29 protein-coding genes are annotated in these 25,483 nt (G+C 62.1%); 14 read left to right on the plus strand and 15 right to left on the minus strand.

Annotated elements, in window-relative coordinates:
- Position 1: 1 nt before the first annotated feature.
- A complete protein-coding gene (locus tag AC2FNA_RS06595; protein WP_234144630.1) occupies positions 2-286 on the plus strand; it encodes a FliM/FliN family flagellar motor switch protein in 285 nt (94 codons plus the stop codon).
- Positions 283-1,026 (plus strand): flagellar type III secretion system pore protein FliP, encoded by a 744-nt coding sequence (fliP, locus tag AC2FNA_RS06600; RefSeq protein ID WP_496825235.1) that lies wholly within the window; start codon positions 283-285, stop codon positions 1,024-1,026. Before AC2FNA_RS06595 ends, fliP begins: the two co-directional genes overlap by 4 nt.
- 163 nt (positions 1,027-1,189) lie before the next feature.
- Here the strand turns inward: fliP and AC2FNA_RS06605 are convergent, their stop codons facing one another.
- The 8 genes from AC2FNA_RS06605 to AC2FNA_RS06640 all read right to left on the minus strand — a co-directional run bounded on the left by AC2FNA_RS06605 (position 1,190) and on the right by AC2FNA_RS06640 (position 10,162).
- A complete protein-coding gene (locus AC2FNA_RS06605; RefSeq protein ID WP_496825236.1) occupies positions 1,190-2,290 on the minus strand; it encodes a flagellar basal body P-ring protein FlgI in 1,101 nt (366 codons plus the stop codon).
- On the minus strand, positions 2,287-3,255 hold the full coding sequence (locus AC2FNA_RS06610; RefSeq protein WP_496825237.1) for a flagellin family protein: 969 nt from the start codon (positions 3,253-3,255) through the stop codon (positions 2,287-2,289). Before AC2FNA_RS06610 ends, AC2FNA_RS06605 begins: the two co-directional genes overlap by 4 nt.
- 42 nt (positions 3,256-3,297) lie before the next feature.
- Positions 3,298-4,749: a flagellar hook-associated protein FlgK gene (flgK, locus tag AC2FNA_RS06615; protein WP_496825238.1), complete on the minus strand. Its 1,452-nt coding sequence runs from the start codon at positions 4,747-4,749 to the stop codon at positions 3,298-3,300.
- A gap of 38 nt (positions 4,750-4,787) precedes the next feature.
- The gene (locus AC2FNA_RS06620) at positions 4,788-6,083 is read right to left on the minus strand and encodes a flagellar hook protein FlgE (protein WP_234221792.1); all 1,296 of its coding nucleotides are present in this window, start codon (positions 6,081-6,083) and stop codon (positions 4,788-4,790) included.
- Between the two features lie 101 nt (positions 6,084-6,184).
- Positions 6,185-7,021, minus strand: coding sequence for a flagellar motor protein MotB (locus AC2FNA_RS06625; RefSeq protein WP_496825239.1), 837 nt, complete (start codon positions 7,019-7,021; stop codon positions 6,185-6,187).
- 98 nt (positions 7,022-7,119) lie between these two features.
- A complete protein-coding gene (locus tag AC2FNA_RS06630) occupies positions 7,120-8,118 on the minus strand; it encodes an ABC transporter substrate-binding protein (RefSeq protein ID WP_496825240.1) in 999 nt (332 codons plus the stop codon).
- Positions 8,115-9,500 carry a sensor histidine kinase gene (locus AC2FNA_RS06635; protein WP_496825241.1) on the minus strand — a complete coding sequence of 462 codons (1,386 nt, stop codon included), beginning with the start codon at positions 9,498-9,500 and terminating at the stop codon, positions 8,115-8,117. Before AC2FNA_RS06635 ends, AC2FNA_RS06630 begins: the two co-directional genes overlap by 4 nt.
- The gene (locus AC2FNA_RS06640) at positions 9,497-10,162 is read right to left on the minus strand and encodes a response regulator transcription factor (protein WP_496825242.1); all 666 of its coding nucleotides are present in this window, start codon (positions 10,160-10,162) and stop codon (positions 9,497-9,499) included. Before AC2FNA_RS06640 ends, AC2FNA_RS06635 begins: the two co-directional genes overlap by 4 nt.
- A 106-nt stretch (positions 10,163-10,268) precedes the next feature.
- On the opposite strand from AC2FNA_RS06640, the gene AC2FNA_RS06645 reads away from it, so the two are divergent.
- The 3 genes from AC2FNA_RS06645 to AC2FNA_RS06655 all read left to right on the plus strand — a co-directional run bounded on the left by AC2FNA_RS06645 (position 10,269) and on the right by AC2FNA_RS06655 (position 13,559).
- Positions 10,269-11,249 (plus strand): tripartite tricarboxylate transporter substrate binding protein, encoded by a 981-nt coding sequence (locus AC2FNA_RS06645; protein WP_496825243.1) that lies wholly within the window; start codon positions 10,269-10,271, stop codon positions 11,247-11,249.
- 296 nt (positions 11,250-11,545) lie between these two features.
- On the plus strand, positions 11,546-12,040 hold the full coding sequence (locus AC2FNA_RS06650) for a tripartite tricarboxylate transporter TctB family protein (protein WP_496825244.1): 495 nt from the start codon (positions 11,546-11,548) through the stop codon (positions 12,038-12,040).
- Position 12,041: 1 nt separating this feature from the next.
- Positions 12,042-13,559 carry a tripartite tricarboxylate transporter permease gene (locus AC2FNA_RS06655; protein ID WP_496825245.1) on the plus strand — a complete coding sequence of 506 codons (1,518 nt, stop codon included), beginning with the start codon at positions 12,042-12,044 and terminating at the stop codon, positions 13,557-13,559.
- Positions 13,560-13,577: 18 nt separating this feature from the next.
- Here the strand turns inward: AC2FNA_RS06655 and AC2FNA_RS06660 are convergent, their stop codons facing one another.
- Positions 13,578-14,915 (minus strand): FliI/YscN family ATPase, encoded by a 1,338-nt coding sequence (locus AC2FNA_RS06660; RefSeq protein ID WP_496825246.1) that lies wholly within the window; start codon positions 14,913-14,915, stop codon positions 13,578-13,580.
- Between the two features lie 87 nt (positions 14,916-15,002).
- On the opposite strand from AC2FNA_RS06660, the gene AC2FNA_RS06665 reads away from it, so the two are divergent.
- From AC2FNA_RS06665 to AC2FNA_RS06705, 9 genes are read left to right on the plus strand one after another with little or no spacing between them, the layout of a single operon-like run.
- A complete protein-coding gene (locus tag AC2FNA_RS06665; protein WP_496825247.1) occupies positions 15,003-15,392 on the plus strand; it encodes a FlgB family protein in 390 nt (129 codons plus the stop codon).
- An 11-nt stretch (positions 15,393-15,403) separates the two neighbouring features.
- On the plus strand, positions 15,404-15,796 hold the full coding sequence (gene flgC, locus AC2FNA_RS06670; RefSeq protein WP_234139986.1) for a flagellar basal body rod protein FlgC: 393 nt from the start codon (positions 15,404-15,406) through the stop codon (positions 15,794-15,796).
- Positions 15,797-15,808: 12 nt separating this feature from the next.
- Positions 15,809-16,099 carry a flagellar hook-basal body complex protein FliE gene (gene fliE / locus AC2FNA_RS06675; protein ID WP_496825248.1) on the plus strand — a complete coding sequence of 97 codons (291 nt, stop codon included), beginning with the start codon at positions 15,809-15,811 and terminating at the stop codon, positions 16,097-16,099.
- Positions 16,100-16,102: 3 nt separating this feature from the next.
- Positions 16,103-16,375, plus strand: a complete 273-nt coding sequence (locus AC2FNA_RS06680; protein ID WP_011045948.1) for a flagellar biosynthetic protein FliQ — start codon at positions 16,103-16,105, stop codon at positions 16,373-16,375.
- Positions 16,375-17,088, plus strand: a complete 714-nt coding sequence (locus tag AC2FNA_RS06685; RefSeq protein WP_496825249.1) for a flagellar hook-basal body complex protein — start codon at positions 16,375-16,377, stop codon at positions 17,086-17,088. Before AC2FNA_RS06680 ends, AC2FNA_RS06685 begins: the two co-directional genes overlap by 1 nt.
- Positions 17,089-17,111: 23 nt before the next feature.
- Entirely contained in the window at positions 17,112-17,897 is a 786-nt protein-coding gene (gene flgG, locus AC2FNA_RS06690; protein WP_496825250.1) for a flagellar basal-body rod protein FlgG, read from the plus strand.
- On the plus strand, positions 17,897-18,313 hold the full coding sequence (gene flgA / locus AC2FNA_RS06695) for a flagellar basal body P-ring formation chaperone FlgA (RefSeq protein ID WP_496825251.1): 417 nt from the start codon (positions 17,897-17,899) through the stop codon (positions 18,311-18,313). The genes flgG and flgA overlap by 1 nt, the downstream gene beginning before the upstream one ends.
- A complete protein-coding gene (gene flgH, locus AC2FNA_RS06700; protein WP_496825252.1) occupies positions 18,310-19,050 on the plus strand; it encodes a flagellar basal body L-ring protein FlgH in 741 nt (246 codons plus the stop codon). Before flgA ends, flgH begins: the two co-directional genes overlap by 4 nt.
- Before the next feature lie 8 nt (positions 19,051-19,058).
- Positions 19,059-19,595, plus strand: a complete 537-nt coding sequence (locus tag AC2FNA_RS06705) for a flagellar basal body-associated protein FliL (RefSeq protein WP_496825253.1) — start codon at positions 19,059-19,061, stop codon at positions 19,593-19,595.
- Between the two features lie 92 nt (positions 19,596-19,687).
- Here the strand turns inward: AC2FNA_RS06705 and AC2FNA_RS06710 are convergent, their stop codons facing one another.
- The 6 genes from AC2FNA_RS06710 to AC2FNA_RS06735 form a co-directional block, all read right to left on the minus strand.
- On the minus strand, positions 19,688-20,101 hold the full coding sequence (locus tag AC2FNA_RS06710) for a hypothetical protein (protein WP_496825254.1): 414 nt from the start codon (positions 20,099-20,101) through the stop codon (positions 19,688-19,690).
- The gene (gene flhB, locus AC2FNA_RS06715) at positions 20,095-21,183 is read right to left on the minus strand and encodes a flagellar type III secretion system protein FlhB (protein WP_496825255.1); all 1,089 of its coding nucleotides are present in this window, start codon (positions 21,181-21,183) and stop codon (positions 20,095-20,097) included. The genes AC2FNA_RS06710 and flhB overlap by 7 nt, the downstream gene beginning before the upstream one ends.
- A complete protein-coding gene (locus AC2FNA_RS06720) occupies positions 21,180-21,953 on the minus strand; it encodes a flagellar biosynthetic protein FliR (RefSeq protein ID WP_496825256.1) in 774 nt (257 codons plus the stop codon). Before AC2FNA_RS06720 ends, flhB begins: the two co-directional genes overlap by 4 nt.
- On the minus strand, positions 21,950-23,977 hold the full coding sequence (flhA, locus tag AC2FNA_RS06725; RefSeq protein ID WP_496825273.1) for a flagellar biosynthesis protein FlhA: 2,028 nt from the start codon (positions 23,975-23,977) through the stop codon (positions 21,950-21,952). Before flhA ends, AC2FNA_RS06720 begins: the two co-directional genes overlap by 4 nt.
- A gap of 69 nt (positions 23,978-24,046) precedes the next feature.
- Positions 24,047-24,745: a lytic transglycosylase domain-containing protein gene (locus AC2FNA_RS06730; protein ID WP_496825257.1), complete on the minus strand. Its 699-nt coding sequence runs from the start codon at positions 24,743-24,745 to the stop codon at positions 24,047-24,049.
- Between the two features lie 52 nt (positions 24,746-24,797).
- Positions 24,798-25,436 carry a TetR/AcrR family transcriptional regulator gene (locus AC2FNA_RS06735; RefSeq protein ID WP_496825258.1) on the minus strand — a complete coding sequence of 213 codons (639 nt, stop codon included), beginning with the start codon at positions 25,434-25,436 and terminating at the stop codon, positions 24,798-24,800.
- Positions 25,437-25,483: the final 47 nt, after the last annotated feature.

Raw genomic sequence — 25,483 nt, forward strand, 5'->3', positions numbered from 1 at the left:
CATGAGCGACCCACAAAAACCGATCGAGGCAAAGAACCCTTTCAACTCGGTACCGATCGAAATCACCGTTTCGGTTGGGCGCGCAAGACCGCTGATCCGCGACCTGGTCGGACTTGGAGAAAATGCCGTGCTTACCCTCGATAAACGCGTCGAGGACCCGGTCGATCTCTATGTCGGGGACCGGCTGGTCGCGCGGGGTCAACTCGAAGAACTGACCGGGGAACAAGCGGGGCAGTTGGCAGTCCGACTGACCGAAATCTCAGATTTGGCAAGCGACCTGGGATGAGGCGTACCGCTCCTGGCCTTGCATTCTGTATCCTGCTGGCGGGTCTGTTGCTCTCTCAGCCGGCAGCGGCGCAGGACCTTTCCCTTTCTCTGGGTGAGGGCGGGTCGGTCTCCGCCCGTACCATCCAGCTTATCCTTCTGATCACCGTGCTCAGCCTGGCACCCGGGCTGGCCATCATGATCACCTGTTTCCCGTTTCTGGTCACGGTCCTTGCGATCCTTCGTCAGGGGATCGGATTGCAGCAATCTCCCCCCAACATGCTTATCGTCAGCCTCGCACTGTTCCTGACTTATTTCGTGATGGAGCCGGTCTTTACCGAGGCATGGACTTCGGGGATCGCGCCGATGATGGCCGAGGAACTCGCGTTGGAGCCGGCCTTGGAACAGGCAATCGCCCCTTTCAAGGCATTCATGGCAGCAAGGCTCGACGCAGACACGTTCTTTGCAATGGCCGATCTGCGCCCCGACGGCGCGGAAATGACCGCGACTCCCGAAGCTCCACTCTCGGTCCTGGTCCCCTCGTTCATGCTGTCGGAAATCGCGCGCGCATTTCAGATCGGCTTCCTGGTGTTTCTGCCGTTTCTGATCATCGACCTGGTCGTCGCCGCCGTTCTGATGTCGATGGGCATGATGATGGTGCCGCCCGCAACTGTTTCGCTCCCTTTCAAGCTGGCCTTCTTTGTTCTGGCGGATGGCTGGTCACTTATCGCCAGCGCCCTGGTTCGCAGCTACATGCCGTAAGCATGAGACAAAAGCTGCAAGCCCAGGATACCCGCCCTCAGGCGGGTATCCTTTTGCCCTCTCGCCTCGCGTCTCGCGCCCTTGGTGCACGTGACACCGCTGCAATAACCAAAAACCGCCGCCCCATATCACAAGGGTCGGCCGCCTCGATCCCGAACAGTGTTCAGCGCACAACGAATTCCGCGTGCAATGCACCCGCCGCCTTGATGGTTTTCAGAATGTCGATCATGTCGCGCGGCGAAACGCCCAGCGCGTTGAGACCCGCGACCACATCGGAAAGAGAGGCGCTTTCGGGCACCTCGGCCAGTTTGATACCGGGTTCCTGCTCGATCTCAGCCGTGGTTCTGGGGACGACCACGGTGTCACCTTCGGCAAACGGGTTGGGTTGAACAGCAATCGGCGCTTCCTCGACCCGCAAGGTCAGGCTGCCTTGCGAGACAGCAACGCGCGAAATACGTACCTCCGCCCCCATCACGATGGTGCCCGAGCGCTGATCAACCACCACCCGCGCCTTTCGCTCCGGCTCGACGAGAATGTTCTCGATCCGCCCAATCGCATGCGCGGGCGACCTCGCCTGCGTGGCCAGAATGTCCAGTTCGACAGTGCCTGAATCCCGCATCACCGCGACCCGTCCATTGAACGCGGAATTCACTGCTGCCTCGATTCGACCGGCGGTGGTGAAATCCGGCTCACGCAGTGCCAGGCGCAGTTGGGTCAACGACCCGAGATCAAAGTCGATCTCGCGCTCGACCCGAGCGCCCGCCGGGATCACCCCGGAGGTTGGTACGCCTTGCACGACCGAGGCTGCCTGACCTTCGGCCGAGGCACCCCCGGCCAGCACCGTTCCCTGAGCAACAGCATAGATTTGCCCATCAGCCGCATTCAGCGGCGTCATGATCAGTGTTCCCCCAAGCAGGCTTTTTGAATCGCCAATCGCCGATACCGTTATATCAATCTGACTGCCGACCCTTGCGAAGGGCGGCAGCGAAGCCGTGACGAAGACCGCTGCGACATTCTTTGGCCGAAACTCCTCGCCAGTCACATTGACACCCAGACGTTCGAGAATGTTCGACATGATCTCTTCGGTAAACGGGGCGTTGCGCAACCCGTCGCCCGTACCGTTCAGCCCCACCACCAAACCATATCCGACCAGATCGTTCCCCCTGACCCCATCGAATTCCACAAGATCTTTCAGACGAACCGCCCCCGCCTGAACAACGCTGGGAAGAAGAAGGAAACACACAAGCAAGCGGATCACGGTCATCTCAGAAAATTCACCAATGAAAGGCGCGAGTTGCGCACGGTGGTTGTATAGAGGCTCTCAAGCTGGAACTGCACAGCCTCCAGTCGAATTGCGGTTTCATAGGGATCAGCGCCCACAAGCTCACCACGAGCAAGCTCAAGGCCACTCTTGGCAGCGCCGTTTCGGATCGCGGCCTTTTCGATCCTGGCCTCGGCATCACCGGTTTCTGCCTGGAGCGTGACGATACCATCACGCGCGCCCAGAAGGTCAACGCCGACCTGCTTGAACAGTGCGGTCTTGGTGTCAGCGGACAAACCGAGTGTTGGATCCTCGGCCAATGCAGCAACCGATGCCAGCCGCAACGCATCGCGAAAGGCCGGATCGTCGGCGCGCCGGTTCAGTGCGACCTGCGTATCCTCGGACACCTGGATTGGTGCAAAAGATTGATCCGCCCCCTCGTAGACCGTTGCGACGAAACCTGCCGGATCGTCGAACCAGTCTTGCGCCGCCTGCAGGATGTCAGTTGGCGTGGACAAACCAGACAGAGCCGTTCGCAATTCGGACAGAAGCGTGTCAGCAGAGGCCAGCGGCGCCTGATCGGTCGCAATCCCGGCAAACAAGCTGCGCCCGCCGACAGAGGTATTCAGGGCCGAGATCATCGTGCCCAGCGCGCCATGCGCCTTGACACCCGCCTGGGCATGGCTGACCGCCTGGTTGGAAATCGAGACCGCCAACAGCGCCTCGGACAGGTCGCTGGCAGTTTCTTCCACGGTGCCAAGGCTTGTCTGGCTGGCAGATGCCATCAGCTTGGCCTCGGCATTTGCTGTCGAAAGGGCCGAGAGGCGCCGCAAGGATCGATCCATATCTGCGAGATGCGAATAGTCCCCTCGAAGCCGGCCGGAAATGTCGGAGACCTCGCCTGTGCTCAGCTCGCGGGTCAGGGTGTTTACTTCGTTGCGGATACGGGTTCCGTAGCTTCGCAGCATCAAGTTTTGTGCCAAGTCTCCCAGTGAATTCATCGCCATAGCTTACAACCTCAACAAAGTATCCATCATGTCGCCGACCGTTTCGATGACGCGCGCGTTTGCGGCAAAGGCCTGTTCAAGCTGCATCAGCATCTGCAATTCGGCATCGGTATCGACGCCCTGTTCCAGTTCTAGCCTTTGCATCTCGGTCTGGCTGGCCGACGCAAAAGCCAACCGTTCGGCCGCAAGGCTTTGGCTTTGCTCCACCCGGGACAGCAATGCCGCGCCCACCCCCGCTGCGCTCATCGCGCCGGTTCCAAACCTGGCATCCGGCGGCGTGCGCGCAGTTGTCAGTGCCTCATGAAATGCATTGATCTGTGCCGCGTTTCCAGGAGCCCCCGGAACAAGCGCGCCCAAACCGTCGCGCAATCGCCAACTTTGGCCGCCTTGCTTCGGGTCGACGATTGCATTCAACTCCAGCCTGCCCGCCAGACCGATTTGCGCCCCAGCAGAGAACCGGACGCCATTGTCGGTGAACAGACCGGGGTCGGTTGGTGCGATGGTCGGGTCGAGCGCAGGCGCCTCAAACCGCTCCACCAGATCGCGCGCAACCATGTCGAGGTCTTTTTGTGCTTCGATCACAAGCGAGTCTCGAATCTCGAAGGCCGCAGCCAGTGTCCCGCCCCGGATCGCCGAGCCAGAGCCGCTGATGCGCAACGGTGTCCCGTTCAGCTCCAGCCCGGAAAACAACCCGTTATCCACGGTCATATGCGGCATGGTCTGGGTGGTCGGCGTAAAACTCAGCTCTACGGCCGGGCCGTCCAGCAGGATCGCGCCCCCATCGGTGAACAGGGCCACACTGCCATGGTCGCGGGCAACCACGTTGACCGGCACCATCGTGTTTGCTTCATCAATCAACATCTGCCGTTGATCGAGGAGGGAGGCGGTGTCCCCCCCAGACAGTTTGACCGACTGGATGCGCCCATTCAGGGTTTCGATGTTCTGAAGCACCGTGTTGAGCCGGTCGACCTGCTGGCCGATGCTGCGATCCGCATCGTTGCGAGCGTTGCGCAGCCCATCGGATGCGGCGTTCAGCGCCTCTGCCAGATCAGAGGCCGCGGTGGCGGCCACGTCCAGCCGGGTCTGGGCCGCGGGGTTGCTCGCTGCCGCGATCAGGCTGCTTTCAAACTCGGCGATCAGATTTGGCACCGAACGCGGATCGTCGACCCCGCCCACCAACTGCGACAGGCGGTTGTGAAAGGCAGACAGTGTATCGGAATAACCCTGAGCCGCATCGGCGCCGCGCCGGTTGGCGATCAGGACCGGGTCCGCTTGGCGGGTTACCCCGACAATCCGGACCCCTGCCCCGCCTACGGTGTTTCCGGTCACTTCCAGAGAGCGCCGGGCATACCCGGGTGTCAGTGCATTTGCGATATTGTCCGTCGCGACCCCCGTTGCGCGGCTTGCGGCGGTCAGCCCACTGAGAGCCGAATTGAGGGCGGCCGAGATGGTCATTACAGGTCTCCTTGATCAGGGTGCAGGCCAAAAGCGGATTACCGTTTGATGTTGGTGGTCTCCTGCAACATCTCGTCGACCGTCTGGATCACTTTCGCACTCGACGAATAGGCCCGTTGGGTCTGGATCATCGCGGTCAGTTCCGTCGCCACGTCGGTGGTTGATTCCTCGCGGGCAAAGGAAACCAGGTCGCCTGTCGGACCGTCACCGGCATCCCACAGGAAATAGGTGCCGCTTTCGCGAGAGGGCTCATAGGTCTGGCTGTCCAGCGCCACCAGGCCGTTCGGGTTGGGCATGTCCACCAGAGGGATCTGGAAGACACGGCGGCTCACCCCGTTGTCGAAAAACGCGTAGACATAACCGTTCTCATCCACCTCAACCCGGCTCATCGTTCCAACGGCCGTTCCGTCCTTGGTGATCGAGACCGGGGCGAATGTATCGGACAGTTGCGTGATGCCGTCCGTTGCACCCAGCTGCCCGATGTTGATCTCCATCGGGCCGCCAGCCACATTGACCACCACCGATCCGGAGGCTGGGTCATATGCGCCACCCGTCGTTGCCGTCACCGAGGCCAGCGTACCGCCATCGGTCCGGGCGCTGGAGAATGTAAGGGTATATTCGCCGACGATGGCACCACCCGACGCGGTATCCCTGAGAATCATCGTCCACTCGTTGCTGACACCGGTCGCCGGTACCGTCGGTACAAGCTCGATCTGCACGTTCTCGGATTTGCCGAGGTTGTCGAAATACTCCACCGACAACGGCTGTGTATCACCGGCGGAGCCTGCTTCGGTCGCGGTGGCCGGCAGGTTCATCCGCAGCACCATCTCGGTCGTGGGGGCACCGGACAGCTGATTGACGCTCAACTGCACTGGCTCCAGACCGTCCGACGTATCGCGTGGCAGGTTCGGTATCGAACCATCGGGATTGGCCCGCCATCCCATAAGGACCAGACCCGCCTCGGATTTAAGATAGCCTTCGTCATCGGTACGGAACGACCCGGTGGTTGCCAGCAGCATATCCTGCTGAGGCAAGGCCAGTTGCGAGCTGCGCATGACCGGCAGCATGCCACGCCCGCGCACCGCAAGGTCGGTCGAATTCGATGTGGAAACCAGCGAACCACGTTGATCTATCAGGCGCTGTGTGGTCGTGCGCACCCCACCCGCAGTATATTTGCCACGTCCACCGGCATTCACCATGGCGTGGAAATCCGTTTCAACCCGCTTGTATCCGTAGGTGGACGAATTCGCGATATTGTCCGAGATCGACGCCAGACGGTTGGCATTTGCGGACAACGCCGCAACCCCGGCGTTGAGCGAAGATGAGATGGTCATGGATACGCCTTTCTGCTGCATCACGTAAAACTGATGCAACAGGTAACGCCCGACCGCTTAACAGCGCGCTAACAGCTAAAATTCCTCTTATCTAGACCCTTTCAACTGCGCAGAAAGACGACCTCGATCCGATCATTTCGCGCGGCCATCGGGTTCTTGTCTGTCAGCTTGCGGTCTGCATGCCCGGTAACACGTTGAATACGTTCCTCTTTCATCCCCAAACCCTCAAACAGCACCCGTGTCCGTTCGGCCCGCGCGGTGGACAGTTCCCAGGCGGGGTTTCGCGCCAGAACCACCGGATGCGCCCGGATATGCCCACCCAGGGCAATGCCGTTGGAAACCAGCTCCGACGCGCGTACCACTACCTTGGCAAGGTCCTTCATCAACTGGGTGGGTCGGTCCGTCCCGGTATCGAACAGCGGCGATTCGTCAGTCGAGATCAGTTCGACGATTAGCCCCTCATCGGTCACGCGGGTCACGATATGCTTGCGCAGCTGTTCGGACACCAGGCTCTCGCCCCCCCGCCCCTGCAAGGCGGCCTCCAGCGTCCTGAACTCTTCCAGCGGCTGGCCTTCGCCGCCCTGCCGGTCGACCCCGGTCGACCCGCGCGACCGGTTGGCATCGGCCCGCCTGCGATTGACGCCGCCGGTTCCCGTCGTAACCATTACGTTTTCCGAGAACATGCTGTCACCGCCAAAGGATCCGTCGCCGCCCCCCGACACCGGGTTGATCGGTATCGAATCCGAGAAATAGTCGGCCAGACCCTTGCGTTGTTTTTCCGTCGTTGCGTTCAGCAGCCACATCAACATGAAAAAAGCCATCATGGCGGTTACGAAGTCGGCATAGGCCACCTTCCACGCGCCACCGTGGTGACCGTCGCCACCACCCGATTTCTTTTTCTTGATGATGATCGGCGCCGCATTGGAATGCGCACCCATCTCCACCACCTTCCTTTTCACCCGAAATCAGGGATATCAGGCGAGGCGTTAACAGAGGCATAACATATAAGATTGTCGGGTTATCACGCCCACGGCGATCACTGTTGCTGAACCGCGTTACGCCATTCCTCCAAGAACCGCTGCCGCTTGAGCCGATCCAGAAACACCAGCAATCCGGGCCCCAACGCAATTGGACGCAGAGACGCCCCAACCGGGCGAGCGGTCTCGGGCGGGTCCAGAAAAGGATAGTCCGGCGCAGGCGGGTCGGACCACGCCGCCGCAATCAGGTGGTCGACAAATGCACCGGCAAGATCGGGCTCGGCCGCCTCGCCAAGGATGACCGCCGTGCGCATCATCATGTTTGTGTATTCTTCGGGCTCGACCACAAGAATACGCTCGGCCAAATCGGTGCGTGCCCGCGCGTAGCTGCCCAACACGTTATAGGCCAGGTCGATGCGGCCCTCGGCCACCGCCTCGATCATTTCACCAGAACAGCAATACAGCCTGACCTGCAAGCCGCCCAGAACCTCCATCAGCCGCCAGTAACTCTCGGCTGTTCGTGCATCCTGGGTCGCGAACAGATATCCCAGACCGCTGACTGTAACGTCATAGGTGCCAACCCGGCCCTGAAACCGGTCCGGGTCGCGTCTGAGCAGGTCAATCAGGTCCTGACGGGTTCGCGGCGGCTCTTCACCGGCGAAGGCCGCGCGAGACAGAACGACCGAGGCCGTTTCCTGCGAAAAGGCAAAGACATGATCGCGCCAATTGCCCCAATCCGGGACAAGCGGCGTCCAGGCCGAACGATGAGGTCGGGTAAACCCATCATTGGCCAGCTTTATCTGCAAATCCATCGCCGAGGACAGGACAAGGTCGAACCGTGCATTCTCTGCAACGATGGCCTGCATCACCTGAGCGCTGCTGGCTGCGGTATAATCGACCGCGACCCCTGTACGGCTCCGCAAAAAACTATCGATCAGCGGGCGCAGGATATCGATATCAGTCGTTGACAGGATGCGCAGAACGCGTGCCTCGGCAGGACCGAAACGCGCGTGTTCCTCGACCTCGAAAGCGCAGACGACAGCCGCCCAAAGGGTCAAGCAGAGGGAAAGTGCAGACAGACGCATGCGCCGGTTCCATCCTTTGTGTTGGCGATTTCCAGCCACCCCCCATGCGCCTCGGCCACCTCGCGGGCAATCGTCAGGCCCAAACCGGACCCGACCGTGCCCTCGGCATTGCGGCCTCTTACAAAACGTTCAGTCAGGCTACCCATCTCATCCTCGGGAAACCCACCTGCCGCATCGCGGATGCACAGGATATGAGCCGTCGCATCACCCCGAACCGATACCATGATACGGGTTTCCTCGGGTGCATATTTGATCGCGTTGTCCAAGAGGTTGCGTACCGCGTTCTGCACAAGGATCGGGTCACCTGCCATGGCATGCGCGCCCGTCATCTCGAGTTCCAGATCGATATCCTTCAGGTCGGCGACTGGCCGCAACCGGTTCACCAGTTCGGCAGTCAGCTCGGCCAGATCGAATGGTTTGCGCTCAAGACTGTCAGTGCGAAAGCTGACCATAGCATGATCCAGCAGTTGCCCCGCCGCGCGAGAGCTTTCGTCGATGGCACGGATCATCTCGCGCAGTGCAGTCCGGTTTTCCGGTCGCTCGATCCGGTGCAGGGTATTCTCTGCCTGGGTCCGCACCGTTGCCAGCGGAGTCCGCACCCGGTGCGCCGCTTCGGCAATGAAATCCTCGGACCGCGAGAGAGACAGGCCCAACCGGTCTATAAAGCTGTTGAGGGATCGGACCAGTGGCGCCATTTCGGCCGGAACCGGGCGCGTGACCGGGCGCAGATCGGTTGGCCCCCGACGCGACACCATGCCCGCCAGTTGCCGAAGCGGCCGGATCGAGGATTGCGCCGTCCAGACAGCCAAGAGAACCGCCACGGCAAAGAAGCCCGCCCCCAGCAACAATGCGGTCCGGGTCAAGGCCGCCAACCGTTCGGTCTGTCCAGTCCGGGTCTGCGCCACAGAGATGATAAGGGGTGTGGAAACCCCGTTGCGCGACAGCCAGCGTACCGTCGTCGCCATCCGCACGGTTTCGCCTTTGTAGACCAGCGTCTCGAACCTTGCTCCGGTTTCTCGTGACCCGGGTTCGGGTACGGGCAGATCGTCATAACCGGTCAGTGTTTCGACCCCCAGCATGACCCGATAGAACACCCTATCATCGCTGACATTGCTCAGCATCGACAACGCAGCATAGGGAAGGTCTACGGTCACCTCTCCCGCCCGCACCGAGATTGCGTCCATGATCGAGGTGGCCGAGGCCAGCAGGATCCGGTCATGCGTCTCCTCCGCCAGATCACGGGTAAAGGTTTGCACGATCAGAAACAGCAGCGCCGCCAGCACCGCCGCGCTGCCGACCAGCTGTATCGTCAGCCGCCGCCGGATTGAACCGCTGATGCGCAAACTGTCACTCATTGCGTCCGCATCCGGTACCCCAACCCGCGCACCGTTTGAATCTCGACACCCGAACCGGTGATCTTCTTGCGCAGCCGGGCCACATAGACCTCGATCGCATTCTCGGACACTTCCTCGTCGTAAGAAAACAGCCGGTCCACCAATCGTGCCTTGGAGAAAATCTGATCCGGAGCGGCCAGAAAGATCTCCAACAGCCGCAATTCCTTGTTCCGCAGGGGCACATCGACGCCAGCTACTTCCAGAACACCCGACAGTGGATCAAAGATCAGCGCCCCGATTCGTTTCTGGTTCGATGGACGCCCTCCGCGCCGCCGCAGAACCGCCCGGCAGCGTGCCTCCAGCTCGGCAAAGTCGAAGGGTTTGGTCAGATAATCATCGGCGCCGAGGTCCAGAACACCGACCCGGTCGGACACCTCGGATCGCGCGGTCAGAACGATGACCGGGGTCTCGCTGAGATGATCGCGCTGCGTCTTGAGAAAGGTACGACCATCCCCATCGGGCAACATAATATCCAGCAAAATCAAATCGTAATCTGCCGTTACCACAAACTCTTCGGCAACCGAGATATTCTCTGCATGATCTACCACATGCCCGTCCAGGCGCAGCCGATCCAGGATAGCCGCAGCAAGGCTCAGATTGTCTTCGACCAACAGGAACCGCATGGGGTACCTCTCCTCTTCAACCGGATGCGACAGGTTGGTGTCAGCTTTACATGGCTTTCCTTTCACATGGGCAAGCGAAACCCGCTTTGTCAAACGGGAGGACACAATGACGAAACTGAACCTGACCCGCCGGGTCATGATGGCCGCCGCATCGGCGGCATTTGCCTTTTCCACGCCGGCCATGGCCGAACCGGTGGTCGACAGCATCCATTTCCTCGTCCCCGGCGGCGCCGGCGGCGGTTGGGACGGCACCGCACGCGGCACCGGCGAGGCACTGACCGCAGCGGGCCTCGTAGGCACCGCCAGTTATGAAAACATGTCCGGCGGCGGCGGCGGCAAGGCGATTGGCTACCTGATCGAAAACGCCGCCTCGAACCACGGCACGCTGATGGTCAACTCGACCCCGATCATCATCCGCTCGCTGACCGGAGTCTTCCCACAGAACTTCCGTGACCTGACCCTGGTCGCCGGAACCATCGGCGACTATGCCGCCATCGTGGTGAGCAAGGACAGCCCAGTGAACTCGATGAACGACCTTCTCGCCGCTTTTGACGCCGACCCGGGTGGTACCGCCATTGGTGGTGGTTCGGTTCCAGGCGGCATGGACCATCTGGTCGCCGCTATGGTCATGGAGGCCGCTGGCAAGGACGCGCTGGCGGTGAAATACATCCCCTATGACGCCGGCGGCAAGGCGATGGCGGCGCTCCTCTCGGGAGAGATCGCCGGGCTCAGCACCGGCTTCTCCGAAGCGGTGGATCTGGCGAATGCGGGCGAGGTCAAGATCATCGGCGTCACCTCGGATGATCGGGTCGCCGCCTATCCCGACGCCCCGACGATGAAGGAACAGGGGATCGACACGAGTTTTGTGAACTGGCGTGGATTCTTTGGCGCGCCCGGCCTACCCGAGGACCGGCTTGCCGCCTATCAGGACGCGATTGCCAAGATGTACGACACTCCCGAGTGGGAAGCCGTGCGCGCCCGCAACGGTTGGGTCAACATCCATAACAGCGGTGACGATTTCCGTGCCTTCCTGGAAAAACAGGAACAGCAGATCGGGGATCTGATGCGCAAGCTGGGTTTTCTCTAATCCAAAGGTGCGGCTACGCCGCGCTCGTCTGTGATGTGCGAGGGTTCCACCCTCGCGCTCCCGGGATATTTGAAGCAAGAGAAAGGGGAGAGCGGCCCGCCCTCCCCTCCACCGAAGAAGCATAACCTTCCCCTTGCACGGTCATCGGCTTCCCAGCCTGTACCGTGATCCAAACCTAGGGAAACAAGGTTAACATCGTCCTTCATCTTGCCGAAAATATCCCAGGAGAGTCGCCCGCCAGGGCGGCGGGGGCAGTGCCCCCATCCACCTTCAACACGACCGACCCGGAGACACCCATGGCACTTGACCGATGGATCGCACTGGTCATCCTCATGATCTGCCTGGCCTATGGCTATGCCGCCTTTTTCAACATGGATGCGGGTCTCCCCCCGTTCATGAAACGCAACCCGATCTGGCCAAGCACCTTTCCCAAGATCCTGTCAGTTCTTGCTGTTCTGACTGCGCTGACTGTTCTCCTGGGTCTCGAAAAGGGCGCGGCTGAACCAAAACCGATGGAGATTAATTATCTTCGGTTGACCGAGTACAAACTTGGCCAAGCGCTCATGCTGCTCGTACTCATGGTAGCCTATGCGTTGCTGTTGCGGCCCTTTGGGTTTCTGCTTTCAACCCTCGCCTTTCTGACAACTGGCTCGCTGATCCTTGGTGAACGGCGGCTTTACATCCTGCTGCCGGTGGCTGCGATTGCCGCCGGGCTGGTCTGGTATCTGGTTCAGGTGGTGCTGGGGATCTTCCTCAGTCCCTGGCCCGCATTCATGGCAAACGGAGGCTGATATGCTCGAAGGTCTGATGATCGGGCTGGCGACAGCCTTTTCGCTCACAAATATTCTGATGGTCATCGGTGGCTGTCTGATCGGAACATTCATTGGCATGCTGCCTGGGCTTGGTCCGATGTCGATCATCGCCATCATGATCCCGGTCGCGATCACCATTGGCGATCCGTCTGCAGCGCTGATCCTGCTGGCGGGCGTCTACTATGGCGCGATCTTCGGCGGGTCCACATCGTCGATCCTGATCAATGCGCCTGGCGTTGCCTCGACCGTTGCGACCAGTTTCGACGGCTATCCCCTGGCGCGGCAGGGTAAGGCTGGCAAGGCGCTGACGGTGGCCGCGATCGCCAGTTTTTGCGGCGGCACCATCGGGGCGATCCTGCTGATGGTTTTCGCACCCGCGCTGGCCTCGGTCGCGCTGCTCTTCCATTCGGCCGAGTATTTCGCACTGATGGTGGTGGGTCTGTCAGCCATTGCCGCCTTTGCCGGATCAGGACAGGTCGGCAAGGCGCTGTTGATGACGCTTCTCGGTCTGATCATGGCCACTGTGGGCGAGGGCGCGCTTTTCAATATGCCGCGCTTCACCATGGGAGTGATGGATCTGCAATCCGGGTTTGGGTTCATCACGCTGGCTATGGCGATGTTCGCCCTGCCCGAGGCGCTTTATCTCGTGCTCGATCCCTCGCGGTCCAACCAGGGCGGTGATGGCAAGGCGATCAAGGACCTGCGCATCACAAGGGCCGAGGCGAGATCCATCGCGCCAGTGATCGGGCGGCAATCGGTGCAGGGTTTCCTGATTGGTGTTCTGCCCGGCGCAGGCGCGACAATCGCCAGTTTCCTCGGTTACGCGGTCGAACGTAACATTGCCCCCAAAGCCGAGCAGGCGGAGTTCGGCAAGGGGTCGCTCAAGGGATTGGCCGCACCCGAAAGCGCCAATAACGCCGCCTGCACCGGATCCTTCGTTCCGCTTCTCACCCTGGGCATTCCAGGGTCGGGGACCACCGCGATTCTCCTCGGCGCATTGATCGCGCTGAACGTCACGCCCGGACCACGTCTTATGGTGGACGATCCACAGATCTTCTGGGCAGTCATCATTTCAATGTACCTGGGCAACCTGATCCTGTTGATCCTGAACCTGCCGCTGATCCCCTATATCGCCAAGATCCTCACGGTCCCGCGGACCTTCCTGATCCCGTTCATCCTGTTCTTTACCCTGATGGGGGCGTATATTGGTCAGAACAACGCCACCGAACTCTTGATCCTGGTGGGGCTCGGCGTCTGCGCCACGGTGCTGCGATTTGCAGACTACCCACTGGCACCGCTGCTCATCGGTTTCATCCTGGGGTCGATGCTTGAGAATAACTTTGCCCGCGCCATGCAGCTCTATGACGGGTTGGGCTTTATCCTGGAACGATCTATGACCATGGGGCTCCTGGCGCTGGCGGTGATCCTGGTACTGCTGCCCAGCTATCGCGCCCGCCGCGCGCGGCTGCGCGCCGAGGGTGTGGCCGACGCCGACTGACACGACCCCGGCCCGCGTCTAGTGGCGGGGGCCGGATCTGGCACGGCGCAGCACCAGCTGCAGACGTGAGAAACTGTTCTCGATCCCCTGAGAGTCGGGTCGGGCCAGAAACGCATCCAGTTCGGGCCAGATCCGAACCGCCTGGTCCAGTAACGGGTCTGCCCCCTCTGTATACAACCCCGCCTTGATCATCACCTCGGATTGCTCGTAAGCACTGATCAGGCGCCGCGCCTCGCCGATCAGTGCGTTCTGCTCGGGCGTAGCCGCGTCCGGCAAGCTGCGCGAGACCGAACGGCTGATGTCGATGGCGGGAAAGCGACCACGTTCGGCGATCTCTCGGTTCAAAACGATATGGCCGTCCAGAACACCGCGCAGGATATCGGCGACCGGTTCGTCCATGTCCGACCCTGCCACCAACACACTGAAAACACCTGTGATATCGCCTTGTTTCTCGGTCCCCGGACCGGCGCGTTCACACAGGCCGGTGATCAACGGTGTGACCGAAGGCGGATAACCCCTGAGCGCCGGGGCCTCGCCCATGGCGGCGGAAATCTCGCGATGCGCCTCGGCGAAACGGGTGATCGAGTCCGCCAGGTAGAGAACACTCAACCCCTCGTCGCGCAAGCTCTCGGCCACAGTCATTGCGGCCCAGGCGCAGCGGCGGCGAACCAATGCGGACTGATCCGAAGTGGCCGCGACGATGACCGAGCGCGCCAGCCCCTCGGGGCCCAGCGCCTTGGCCACGAACTCGTTGACCTCGCGCCCCCGCTCCCCGATCAGCGCGACCACAACCGCATCCGCCTGCATCGACTTGGCCAGCGTGGCGAGCAGGCTGGATTTGCCAACCCCCGACCCGGCAAAAAGACCAACCCGCTGGCCACATACGATGGGCAACAAAGTGTTCAGTGCACAAAGCCCGGTCGCCATCCGCTGACCCAAGGGTTTGCGCTGCACGGCAGGCGGCGGTGGCCGCATCAGGTCGCGCGCTTTGGCCCCCCGCATCAGGGGGCGCCCGTCCAGGGGCCGCCCGAATGGATCGACCACCCGCCCCAGCCAGTGGCGCCCGGGCGCGAATCCCGGCATCGGATGAAGCACCACGCGATTTCCCAGCGACACGCCCTCGGGGGCGGTATCGGGCAGCATGTTGATGGTACTGCCTTCGACCTGCAACACCTCTCCCCCTAGCGACGGGCCGAAATTACGTTTCAATTCAACCCGGTCACCGATCTGCGCCTGATTGGCGAGTCCCTGAATCTGAATCACACCCCCTGCCACGCCGGCCACGCGCCCGACATGTCGAACCAGGCTGAGACTGTCGAACTCGGCTTTCAGGGCGAGGGGGTCCGGGACCGTCATCGGGATAACTCCAACAATTTCCTGAAAACGGTTTCTAAACGAATCGGGGTTAAGCCTTGATTGAAATTGATCGAGGGAGAAGCCCCGATGTTCTCGGACTTGAACGTCTTTAAGATGGCGTACGCCATGGCAACACATGCAGGCACACGGCAGGCCGTGATCGCCCAGAACATGGCCAATGCCGACACGCCCGGATACCGCGAACGCGATATCGCCCCCTTTGCCGAAACCTTTGCTCGCGAGAGTGCCGGGACCGCCATGCAGGCCAGCCGGGCGGGCCATCTCAATGGTACCGCGGCCTCGACCACCAGTTGGACACCGTTCGAAACCGACGGACCGGGCGACCCGAACCGCAACAATGTCAGCGTCGAGGAGCAGATGCTCAAGGCGGTTGAGGTCAAGCGTCAGCATGACCGCGCGCTCGCGATCTACAAATCCTCGATGAACATGCTGCGCGTCGGCCTGGGTCGTGGGTGAGGGAGGCCGAGATGAGCGAATTTTCCAAATCCCTCTCTGTGACCGCCAGCGCGCTGCGTGCCCAGGCCACCCGCCTGCGCCATGTGTCCGAGAATATCTCGAACGCCGACACGCCGGGTTATCGCCGCAAGACGGTTCCGTTCGAGGTAGAGCGCGGCCGCGACGACGGGGTCGAGCGTGTCACCACCGGCCGGGTCAAGCTCGATCGGCGGCAATTGCCCGACATCTTTGACCCCTCACACCCGCTGGCCGATGAGACCGGCCACTACAAGGGGTCGAATGTCGACCTGATGATCGAGATCGCCGACGCCCGCGAGGCGCAACGCAGCTACGAAGCGAACCTCAAGCTTTTCGACCAGGCGCGGCAGATGTCCGCAAGCCTGATGGAACTTCTCCGCAAATAAAGGACAGCCAGAATGGATATCCGCAGCCTCTCCGCAGCCCAGGCATATGCCTCGGCCCGCCCCGCCACCCAGGCGGACCCCAAGGACGACAGCGCCGCCCAGGGCCTGCGCAGCACCTTCCAGGATTTTGCCGCCACCCTGCAGCACAGCGAAGACCTGGCCCAATCGGCGATGATCGGCAAGGCCGACCCGCATGCGCTTGTGCAGGCATTGGCGCAGTCGGAACTGGCGGTCGAAACCGCCGTCACCGTCCGCAACAAGGTGGTCGAGGCCTATCAGGAAATCCTTCGGATGCCGGTCTGAGCCATGATGAGCGAAGGCCTGTTCTATGACACGGTCCGACAGGGGCTGTGGATCGCGGTGATCACCTCGGTCCCGATCCTGTCGGTGGCGCTGATCGCCGGTCTGGCGGTGGGTCTGTTCCAGGCCCTGACCTCGATCCAGGAGATGACGCTGACCTTTGTGCCGAAACTCGCCGCCATCGTGATCGTGTTCTGGATCTCGATGGGCTTTATGACCCAGACGCTCGTCAACTATTTCACCACAACCCTCATTCCGCTGATTTCGGGAGGTGTCTGATGGAAACGCCCAGCTATGCCATCCTGTCGCGACAATCCGGGCTTTTGAACGAAACCCGCGTCGTGGCCAACAATATCGCCAATGCCGCCACCTCGGGCTATCGCCAGCAGGGGCTGGTGTTTTCCGAATTCGTGCGCGGCGGGCTTGGAACCTCGTCGCTGTCCATGGCGCGCGGTCAGGTGCGCAACACCTCGCAGGAACAGGGAGTGCTGACCCAGACCGGCGGTGATTTTGATTTGGCCATCGACGGCGAGGGGTTCTTTATGCTCGAAACCCCGGGCGGCGAACGGCTGACCCGAGCCGGCAGCTTTACCCCCGACGCTCAGGGCGATCTGGTCAATGTTGATGGCTATCGGCTGATGGATGCCAATGGCGCACCGATCTTTGTACCGCCGGATATCGACGGTGTCCGTATCGGCCCCGATGGCACGATCAGCGGCGGCGGGCGGCTGTTGGGTCAGATCGGCCTGTTCAAGCCAGTCGACCCGCATGGGCTGATCCGCGAGGGCGGCGTGTTCTTCCGCGCTGATGACGGCACCGAACCGATCGAGGGCGCCAGCATCATGCAGGGCTTTCTCGAAGGGTCGAATGTCAACGCGATCGACCAGGTCGCCCGGTTGGTCGAGGTCCAGCGTGCCTATGAGCTGGGCCAGAGCTTTCTCCAGGCCGAAGACGAACGCATCCGAAACGCCGTGAACAGCCTGCTGCGCTGATCCCAATCCGAAGGAGCCCCTGAATGCGCGCCCTGAAAATCGCCGCCACCGGCATGTCCGCCCAGCAGATGCGGGTCGAGACGATCTCGAACAACCTCGCCAACATGAACACCACCGGCTACAATGCCCGGCGTGCCGAATTCGCCGACCTGCACTATCAGCAGATCACCCGCGCCGGGACAGTCAATGCCGCCGACGGCACGGTGTTGCCGACCGGCGTGCAGCTTGGCCTGGGGGTCCGCCCGGCAGCAGTGACGGTTCATCTGGAACAGGGCGCGTTGTCGGCCACCGGCAACGATCTGGACCTTGCCGTCGAGGGGCGCGGCTATTTCGAGGTTACGCTGCCCTCGGGCCAATCGGCCTTTACCCGCGACGGGTCGCTGAAACGCTCGGCCGAGGGGTTGATCGTTACCTCGGATGGACTGTCGGTGGTGCCCCAGATCACCATTCCCAGCGATGCGCGGTCGATCTCGATCAACGCGGCGGGAGAGGTCTATGCCTATTTCGACGATGCCGCCGAGGGCCAGCTGCTGGGCCAGGTCACGCTGGCCGGCTTCACCAACGCCAAGGGGCTGGAGGCGATCGGCAGCAACCTGTTCAAGGAAACCGAGGCCTCGGGCGCGCCGATCACCGGCAATCCGGGCGAGGACGGGCTGGGCACCCTGCGCCAGGGATATCTGGAGGACAGTTCGGTCGACGCGGTGCGCGAGGTGACCGAACTGATCGAGGCGCAGCGCGGCTATGAAATGAATGCCAAGGTCATCTCAGCGGTGGACCAGATGATGAGCGCCACCACGCAGGTACGTTGATGCGGTATCTTGGCCCGATCCTCGCCCTTGTCCTGGCGCAGACGGCAGCAGCCGAGGTGCTGGTGCCCACCCGCACCATCCGCGCTAAGGAGATCATCGGCGCCGAGGATCTGATGCTGAAATCCGCCGAGGTCCCAGGCAGCTTCACCGACCCCGCCGAGGTGGTCGGGCAAGAGGCACGGGTCGCGCTCTATCCCGGGCGGCCGATCCGGTACAACGATGTTGGCCCTCCCGCCATCGTCGACCGCAATGATCTGGTGACGCTCTTTTTCGACAATGGCCCGCTGGTCATCACTACCGAAGGTCGCGCGCTGGGTCGCGGTGCGGCTGGAGATGTCATCCGGGTGATGAACCTGACATCCCGCACCACCGTTTCCGGCCAGATTCGGCCCAATGGCTCCATCGAGGTAAAATGATGCAGAAATGTCCTTCCCCCAAAACCCTGATTGCCGCGCTGGTGGTGCTGTCGGCCTGTGGCCGCGCCGATCACCTGGGCAAGGCGCCCAGCTTTACCCCGAACACCGAGTCGCCCGAGCATGTGGCCATGCTCTGGCCCGGCCTGCCACTCCACACCCAGCCGCAACGCTCGGTCGATCGCGCGTCGCTGTGGAGCGGCGGCCAGAACTCGCTGCTGGGCGATCAGCGGGCAATGAAGAAGGGCGACATTCTGACCGTGGTCATCGAAATCGACGAAAAGGCCGAGATCTCGAACGACACCAACCGGTCGCGTTCGGGTTCGGAAAGTCTGGGAGTGCCGCATCTTTTGGGCCTGCCGCAGCGGATCGACGAGAAACTCCCCGAAGGCGCGTCGATGAGCAACGCCGTCGCGTTGGATTCCACCAGCGCCTCGGGCGGCAAGGGCTCGGTGAAACGCAAGGAGAAGCTGACGCTGCGCGTGGCCGCGACAGTGGTGGACGTCCTGCCCAACGGCGTCCTGTCGATTACCGGTTCGCAGGAGCTGCGGGTGAATTTCGAACTGCGCGAGCTTCTGGTTTCTGGCTATGTGCGACCCGAGGATATCTCGCGCCAGAATGAGATCACATATGACAAGATCGCCTCGGCGCGAGTGTCTTATGGTGGTCGCGGCCAGATCACCGATGTGCAGCAACCGCGCTATGGCCAGCAGGTGCTGGACATGGTCCTGCCGTTCTGAGGCCGGCCATGTTGGGAAAACTGCTTCCGGTCCTTTTCCTTGTTGTAGGTCTTGGCGCCGGGGTGGGCGCCGGGATGTTTCTTGGTCCCAAACCGTCGCAGGAAAGCGCCGATGCGACCGATCAGGCCAGTGACCATGGCGAAGAGAAACCATCCAAGGCCAAACCTGCCGATCACGCCAAGTCGGAGCCATCCGAGGATCACGGGGCCGAGGATTCAGGCAACGAATACGTCAAGATGAACAAGCCCTTTGTGGTACCACTGGTGCACAAGGACCAGATCAGCGGCCTGGCCACAGTGTCGCTCAGCCTTGAGGTGCAGCCCGGCTTCAGCGAGAATTTCTTCGCCAAGGAACCCAAGCTGCGCGATGGTTTTCTTCAGGTTCTGTTCGACCATGCCAATATCGGCGGTTTCGACGGTGCCTTTACCCGGCCCGGAAACCTCGACCCGCTGCGCGTCGCCTTGCTTGAATCGGCGCAAAAGGCATTCGGCGACAACATCGTCAGCGTGCTGATCGTCGATATCGCCAGACAGGACGCCTATTGAGCGGTGCCCAAACCGCCAACCTTTCCCCCGACCGGAAGCCAATGCCCCGCCGGCAGGTGGGGCATTTCTGCGTCTGTACCGGTTAAACGGGCCTAACGCAGCGCGGCGTCACGGGTAAGCAAATCAAGCTGCGCCTTGCGGCGGGCCTTTGCCCGGGCCGATTTGTCATCCTGAGCGATTTGCGCGATGGCCTGCTTGCGACCAAAAGCACGTTTCAACGCGTCCATCATCAACAACCGCTTGGCCCTTGCGCGCGCCAGTTCCGAGTTGAGCTGGCGGCGGGTCCGGCTCTCCCACCCCTGCCACAGGATGTCAGCACCAACCGAGCGATAGCCATGATCGGCCGTTCCCTCGGCGCGGATGCGGAGGACCTGGTCGTCAAGCCTGGCAATCTGGGCCGTAATCCGCGCCTCTTCCTCCAGCACCGCGCGGATCCGCTCGTATTCGCGCAGATAGAGCGCCTCTCCCACGCGTGTCATCTGGTCCAGCACCGACTGTCTCACCATGCCCTCCCCTTGGCCCGTTTGCGCATCGCCTCGGCAAAGCGGATCGCGGCTGCGACCGGGCGATAATGCTCCTCGGAAATCTCCTGCCCGATCTCGACACCGGCATGCAGCGCCCGCGCTGTGGGCGGATCAGAATGGATCGGCACCCCGGCCTCGGCCGCGCTGCGGCGGATCGCAGCCGCAACCTCGTCAACTCCCTTGGCCACGCATATCGGCGCCGCGCCGGGCAGGCGCGACCATTTCAGTGCAACGGCGTAATGGGTCGGATTGACGATCACCACATCGGCGCCCGGCACATCCGCCAGCATCTGGTTCATCGCGATTTCCTGACCCTTCTGGCGTCGCTTCTGCTTCATATGCGGATCGCCCTCGGCATCCTTGGTCTCGTCCATCAGCTCCTTGCGGGACATCATGTTCTTACGGATATGCTCGGCATGCTGCCACAGATAGTCGATGGCGCCGATCACTAGCGCCACCGTGGCCACTAGGAACATGAACCGCATCAACAGCCGCGCCATCAGCAGCACTGACTGGCGCACCTCCATCCCTGCGGACGAGACGATGTCGGACAGGTTCAGCTTGATGAAGTAGCCCAGGCACACCGAATAGAGCAGAAGTTTGACGAAACTCTTGGCAAACTCGAACAGGCCACCGCGCCCGAACTTGTTCTTGGCATTTTGCAGGATCGAAATGCGCGAGATCTTGGGCACCAGCTTGCTCGGGGCCATGACAAAGGCGCGCTGGGCCACAACCGACAGGATCACCGCCGCCGCCGGGACCAGGAACCAGGGCAGGATCGCCGCCCCCACCGTTCCCATCAGCCCGCCGACCGGCCCACCAGCACGCCCCTCGAAGACAAGGCGCGACAGGCCATCTGCCTGGCCGATCAGCACCTTAAGCGCGGTGCCCAGCTTGGTCACGCTCGCCGCGCCCAGCGCTGACAGTGCCAGCAACAAACCGGCATAAGCCGCCACCACCGACAGGTCGGCGGATTTGGCAACCTCTCCCTTTTCCCGCGCTTTCTGGAGCTTTTGCGGGGTCGGATCGAATGACTTGTCGCTGTCGTCGTCCTGTCCGCTCATGGGCGTGCCCCGACCGGATCCTGGAAGAAACTCCACAGCGCATCGAGCCAGACCGACAGCAGAAGCGGTGTGCCGACAAGAAGCAGCGCCATACCACCAAGTGTGATCACGGGCGCCCCGACAAAGGCGACCATAAGCTGTGGCATCGCCCGGTTAATGGCCCCCAGCGTCAGGTTATAGATCAGCGAGGCGATCACAAACGGCGCCGCCAGCCCGAAGGCCAGCGCGAACATGCGTCCGACCTGGGCGACACCCCATTGGCTCAGATCGCCGGGATGGGGCAGCTCGCCGATCGGAAAGATCGAGTAGGAGTGGATCAGGAATTCGGCCACGCGCACATGCAGGCCCGACATCACCGCCAGCGCCAGCCCCCCCATCATCAGCAGATGCCCCATGGCGGGCGTCGGCTCGGCCACTGCATTGCCCAGAAGCTGCGACAGCGATGTGGCCTGCGCCGCGATCATACCCGCCACCTGCAAGGCCATTGCAAACAGCCGGATACCCAGCCCCATGACCAGCCCAGCCAATACCTCGGTTCCGGCAAGTGCTTTGAATTGCAGGACATTTGTGACCTCGGGGGCAGCCGGCGCAGCCGGGGCCACGATCACGGCAAAGGCGGCGGCAACCCCCAGCCTCACCCGCATCGGGATCGATTGTTCGCCAAAGGCGGGCAGGACCGAGACCAGGGCGGAAACCCGGAGGAACACGGCAAAGACCTGCCACAGCTCGCCCGAGATCAGCGCCAGCAATTCGGGCGGCAGCGCGATCATGCGGGTACCTGTCCAACCAGCGCCGGGCGCGCTTCCATACCGATTTCCTCGAAAGAGAGGACCGGGTTCGAAATGCCGCGCGCCCGCAGGATGGTGCGCAGGAACCGGCGGCGGCGGGTCGAAGTCACCAGCGCCGCGAATATCCCCTGCCCCGCCGTCTGCGACAGGCGTTTGGCAACGCCATCGGCCAGCTTGTTGAAAAGATCGGGCGGAAGCGCGATATCGAGGCCACCGCCGGCACCATCGACCTGATAGGTGGCAAAGGCCTCCTCCCATTCCGGCGCCAGCTGAACCAGCGGTATCGACCCGTCGGCCCGCTTCATCTCGGCCACTAGTTGAAAGCCCAGCCGCTGGCGCACATGTTCGCAGATCGCCTCGGGCTGGGTGGTGGCCAGCCGCGCCTCAGCCACCGCTTCGAGGATCAGGGGCATGTTTCGGATCGACACGCGTTCCTCGAGCAGCAGGCGCAGAACGGCGTGCAGCGTGTCGATGGGCACCTTGTCGGGGATCAGCTCGTCCAAGAGTTTCTGATTGGCCTCGGACCGGACAGGATCGGACAGGCGGGTCATCTCGGAAAACAGGCGGCGCAGCGATTTCAGCGTCAGCAGGCGGGCAAAGTTCTGTTTGATCACTTCCAGCAGATGGGTGGCCAATATCTCGGGCGGGCTGACGATGGTCGCACCCGACAAGGCCGCCGCCTCCTGGTCCTTGGGCAGGATCCAGCGGGCAGGCGCGCCATAGACCGGCTCGGTCACGTCCTCGCCCGCGGGCAGCGTGTCGGGATGATCGGTCATCAACGCCAGCACCAGATCGGGGTGCAGCACGCCGCGTACCTGCTCGACCCCCTGCACCTTGATCACATAGGTGCCCTGGGGCAGTTCGGCCTGATCGGTGAGGCGGATATCTGGCAGGATCAGCCCATAGATCGAAGCCACGTGCGTTCGCATATTGGCGATGCGAGCGTCCAGCCCGGTGCCCGGATCCAACGCCATACCCACCAGATCGGGGGCGAATTCCAGGTGCACATCGTCAAGATCGAGGATGTCGCCGATCCCCTGACGCGCTACCGGGGTCTGCTCCTCGGTGATCCGTGCGGCGCTGTCGGCCTCCTGCTTCTGCTTCAGGCGCATCCTCCAGGCGGCATATCCCAGAACCACACCGCCCGAGATGAAGGGCAGGAACGGCAGGCCGGGCACTAGCGCGAACAGAACCATCAACAGCGCCACCGTGGCCAGCGCCGCCGGATGTTTGCCCAGCTGTGCAAACAGCGCATTGTCGGTGGCGCCCTGGGTGCCGCCGCGCGCCAGCAGCAACGCAGAGGCGATCGAGATGATCACGGCCGGAATCTGCGAAACCAAGCCGTCGCCCACGGTGAGGATGGCATAGGTCTCGAACGCGGCGCTCATCGGCATGCCGTGGACGATGACGCCCATGATCAGGCCCATGATCAGGTTCAGCAGGGTGATCAGCAGCCCGGCGATGGCGTCGCCCTTGACGAATTTCGACGCACCGTCGAGCGAGCCAAAGAAGGTGGTTTCCTGCTGCTCCAGCTCTCGCCTCGCCTTGGCCTCCTGATGGTCGATGGCGCCTGCGGACATGTCGCTGTCGATGGCCAGCTGTTTGCCCGGCATGCCGTCCAGTGCAAAGCGCGCGCCAACCTCGGCCATGCGGGCGGCGCCCTTGGTGATCACCATGAAGTTGACGATCAGGAGAACGCCAAAGACCACCAACCCCAGAAACACGCTGCCGCCCATCACGAACTGGGCAAACCCCTCGATCACGTCGCCGGCGGCGTTCGGCCCGGTATGGCCCTGACCGATGATCAGCTTGGTCGAGGAGACGTTCAGCGACAGTCGCAGCATCAGCGAGGCGAGCAGGATCGTTGGAAAGGCCGAGAAATCGAGCGGTCGCTCGATGAACAGGGTCAGGGTAAAGATCAGGATCGCCAGCGCGAACGAGGCGGCGAGGCCGATATCCAGCACCCAGGCTGGCATCGGCAGGATCATCATCACGATGATCGCCATCAGGGCAAGCGCCAGCAGGACCGTTGGACTGAACAGCGTTTCGGTGGAAAGCTTGGGCACGGCGCGATCCTAGTTGAACGAGATGAAGGGGCTGGCGCCCGATCCGGTTGCAAACAGCGATCCCAGCCGGGCCGGGCCGGGCGGCACCGCTTGCCGTGCAAACAGCGGCTGCGCACCTCCGGTATCGGGCGTGCGCCGCGGGTTCGGCAGTGGCCCCTCGCCCAGCGCCGCGCGGGTCCGGTCGAACCGCGAGGCATAGGCATCGGCCAGGGATTGCGTGCGCGAGTGATACGCCCCCGCCGCCGCCGACCAGGACCCCAGTTCACCAAACAGGTCGTTCAGGAACCGGGCGGCATAATCGGCGTTCCGCTCGGGGTCGAACATCTCTTCGATCGAGGAGAACCCCTGGCTGTGCCAGCGGTAATTGATCTGGAAACAGCCCACGTCGAAGCTGCGGGCGCCAGATTTAAACCGTTCGAACACGAATTTGCGCGCCGCGAATTCGGTTGGAAACCAGTGGCCGGTTCCTTCCATGTTTACCGTCCAGGGCCAGGGTGCAAGTTGCCCGTCGCTGCGGCGCCCGGTTTCGACCCGGGTGATCGCGCGCAGCACGTCGAGCGGCACGCCGTGCCGGTTGGCGGCGCTACGCGCGGCCTGATCGCACAGCGACGACACCCCGGGATCGAGCTTTGCCACTGCCGGTGCCGCCGCAAACAGCACAGAAAGCCACACAAACGCGGCAAAGCGGGTAATCAGGTTCAAGGGCATTCTGCCTGTCCGGGGATTCTTCCAGTTCCCCAGAGGCTATCGCCCGCCAAGTTTACATCTGGTTAGCAGCAGCCCGCCATTTGGCCGCGTGCCGAGAAAGGAAGCGATCGACATCGGTCTGTTCAGGCCTGACGCCGGTAAATACCTCGACATAGTCGGGCATGTTGGCGATGCGGATATCGGGATGTTCCTCGATCTGCATCGAGATATAGCCAACCTGGGTATACATCACGGTCAGAGAGCGCACCCGGGCCTGATTCTCGGGGTAACCAAAGCGCAGGAACATGCCGGCCACCGCGTCCTGACGGGCCTGATCGGCCTGGTCCAGACGCTGATGCAGGGCAGGATCGTTGCGCGCCCAGTTGCGAATCGCCAGATCCAGCCGCGCATCGAACAGCCCGTCATCCAGCCAGCAATCAAACAGGTTGAACATCGCCTCGACGATGCCTTCGGCATAGGCCTCGGCGCGGGCTACCAGATTGCCGGTGTTCTTCTCTTCCCAGCGCTGGATCATTGCCTCGAGCAAGGTCTCGCGATCCTTGAAATACCAATAGAACCCGGTGCGCGAGACGCCCAGTTTTTGCGCCAGGGGCATGATCTTGACCGCCTCGACCCCGCTGTCGGTCAGCAACTCATAGGCCGCGTCCAGCCAGGCGCTCTCAGATCCGGTGGGTTTGGGTGCCAGTGACATGCCTGTTGAGGTAGCAGTATTGACACACCTGCACAAGTATCTTGACA

It is taken from the genome of Ruegeria sp. YKSD163 (assembly GCF_059612905.1).

Bases quoted from the DNA above. Each gene is read 5' to 3' on its own strand.
- AC2FNA_RS06595 (WP_234144630.1), top strand. From the start codon at position 2: ATGAGCGACCCACAAAAACCGATCGAGGCAAAGAACCCTTTCAACTCG.
- fliP (WP_496825235.1), top strand. From the start codon at position 283: ATGAGGCGTACCGCTCCTGGCCTTGCATTCTGTATCCTGCTGGCGGGT.
- AC2FNA_RS06605 (WP_496825236.1), bottom strand. From the start codon at position 2,290: ATGACCGTGATCCGCTTGCTTGTGTGTTTCCTTCTTCTTCCCAGCGTT.
- AC2FNA_RS06610 (WP_496825237.1), bottom strand. From the start codon at position 3,255: ATGCTGCGAAGCTACGGAACCCGTATCCGCAACGAAGTAAACACCCTG.
- flgK (WP_496825238.1), bottom strand. From the start codon at position 4,749: ATGACCATCTCGGCCGCCCTCAATTCGGCTCTCAGTGGGCTGACCGCC.
- AC2FNA_RS06620 (WP_234221792.1), bottom strand. From the start codon at position 6,083: ATGACCATCTCATCTTCGCTCAACGCCGGGGTTGCGGCGTTGTCCGCA.
- AC2FNA_RS06625 (WP_496825239.1), bottom strand. From the start codon at position 7,021: ATGGGTGCGCATTCCAATGCGGCGCCGATCATCATCAAGAAAAAGAAA.
- AC2FNA_RS06635 (WP_496825241.1), bottom strand. From the start codon at position 9,500: ATGAGTGACAGTTTGCGCATCAGCGGTTCAATCCGGCGGCGGCTGACG.
- AC2FNA_RS06640 (WP_496825242.1), bottom strand. From the start codon at position 10,162: ATGCGGTTCCTGTTGGTCGAAGACAATCTGAGCCTTGCTGCGGCTATC.
- AC2FNA_RS06645 (WP_496825243.1), top strand. From the start codon at position 10,269: ATGACGAAACTGAACCTGACCCGCCGGGTCATGATGGCCGCCGCATCG.
- AC2FNA_RS06650 (WP_496825244.1), top strand. From the start codon at position 11,546: ATGGCACTTGACCGATGGATCGCACTGGTCATCCTCATGATCTGCCTG.
- AC2FNA_RS06655 (WP_496825245.1), top strand. From the start codon at position 12,042: ATGCTCGAAGGTCTGATGATCGGGCTGGCGACAGCCTTTTCGCTCACA.
- AC2FNA_RS06660 (WP_496825246.1), bottom strand. From the start codon at position 14,915: ATGACGGTCCCGGACCCCCTCGCCCTGAAAGCCGAGTTCGACAGTCTC.
- AC2FNA_RS06665 (WP_496825247.1), top strand. From the start codon at position 15,003: ATGTTCTCGGACTTGAACGTCTTTAAGATGGCGTACGCCATGGCAACA.
- flgC (WP_234139986.1), top strand. From the start codon at position 15,404: ATGAGCGAATTTTCCAAATCCCTCTCTGTGACCGCCAGCGCGCTGCGT.
- fliE (WP_496825248.1), top strand. From the start codon at position 15,809: ATGGATATCCGCAGCCTCTCCGCAGCCCAGGCATATGCCTCGGCCCGC.
- AC2FNA_RS06680 (WP_011045948.1), top strand. From the start codon at position 16,103: ATGATGAGCGAAGGCCTGTTCTATGACACGGTCCGACAGGGGCTGTGG.
- AC2FNA_RS06685 (WP_496825249.1), top strand. From the start codon at position 16,375: ATGGAAACGCCCAGCTATGCCATCCTGTCGCGACAATCCGGGCTTTTG.
- flgG (WP_496825250.1), top strand. From the start codon at position 17,112: ATGCGCGCCCTGAAAATCGCCGCCACCGGCATGTCCGCCCAGCAGATG.
- flgA (WP_496825251.1), top strand. From the start codon at position 17,897: ATGCGGTATCTTGGCCCGATCCTCGCCCTTGTCCTGGCGCAGACGGCA.
- flgH (WP_496825252.1), top strand. From the start codon at position 18,310: ATGATGCAGAAATGTCCTTCCCCCAAAACCCTGATTGCCGCGCTGGTG.
- AC2FNA_RS06705 (WP_496825253.1), top strand. From the start codon at position 19,059: ATGTTGGGAAAACTGCTTCCGGTCCTTTTCCTTGTTGTAGGTCTTGGC.
- AC2FNA_RS06710 (WP_496825254.1), bottom strand. From the start codon at position 20,101: ATGGTGAGACAGTCGGTGCTGGACCAGATGACACGCGTGGGAGAGGCG.
- flhB (WP_496825255.1), bottom strand. From the start codon at position 21,183: ATGAGCGGACAGGACGACGACAGCGACAAGTCATTCGATCCGACCCCG.
- AC2FNA_RS06720 (WP_496825256.1), bottom strand. From the start codon at position 21,953: ATGATCGCGCTGCCGCCCGAATTGCTGGCGCTGATCTCGGGCGAGCTG.
- flhA (WP_496825273.1), bottom strand. From the start codon at position 23,977: ATGGCGATCATCGTGATGATGATCCTGCCGATGCCAGCCTGGGTGCTG.
- AC2FNA_RS06730 (WP_496825257.1), bottom strand. From the start codon at position 24,745: ATGCCCTTGAACCTGATTACCCGCTTTGCCGCGTTTGTGTGGCTTTCT.
- AC2FNA_RS06735 (WP_496825258.1), bottom strand. From the start codon at position 25,436: ATGTCACTGGCACCCAAACCCACCGGATCTGAGAGCGCCTGGCTGGAC.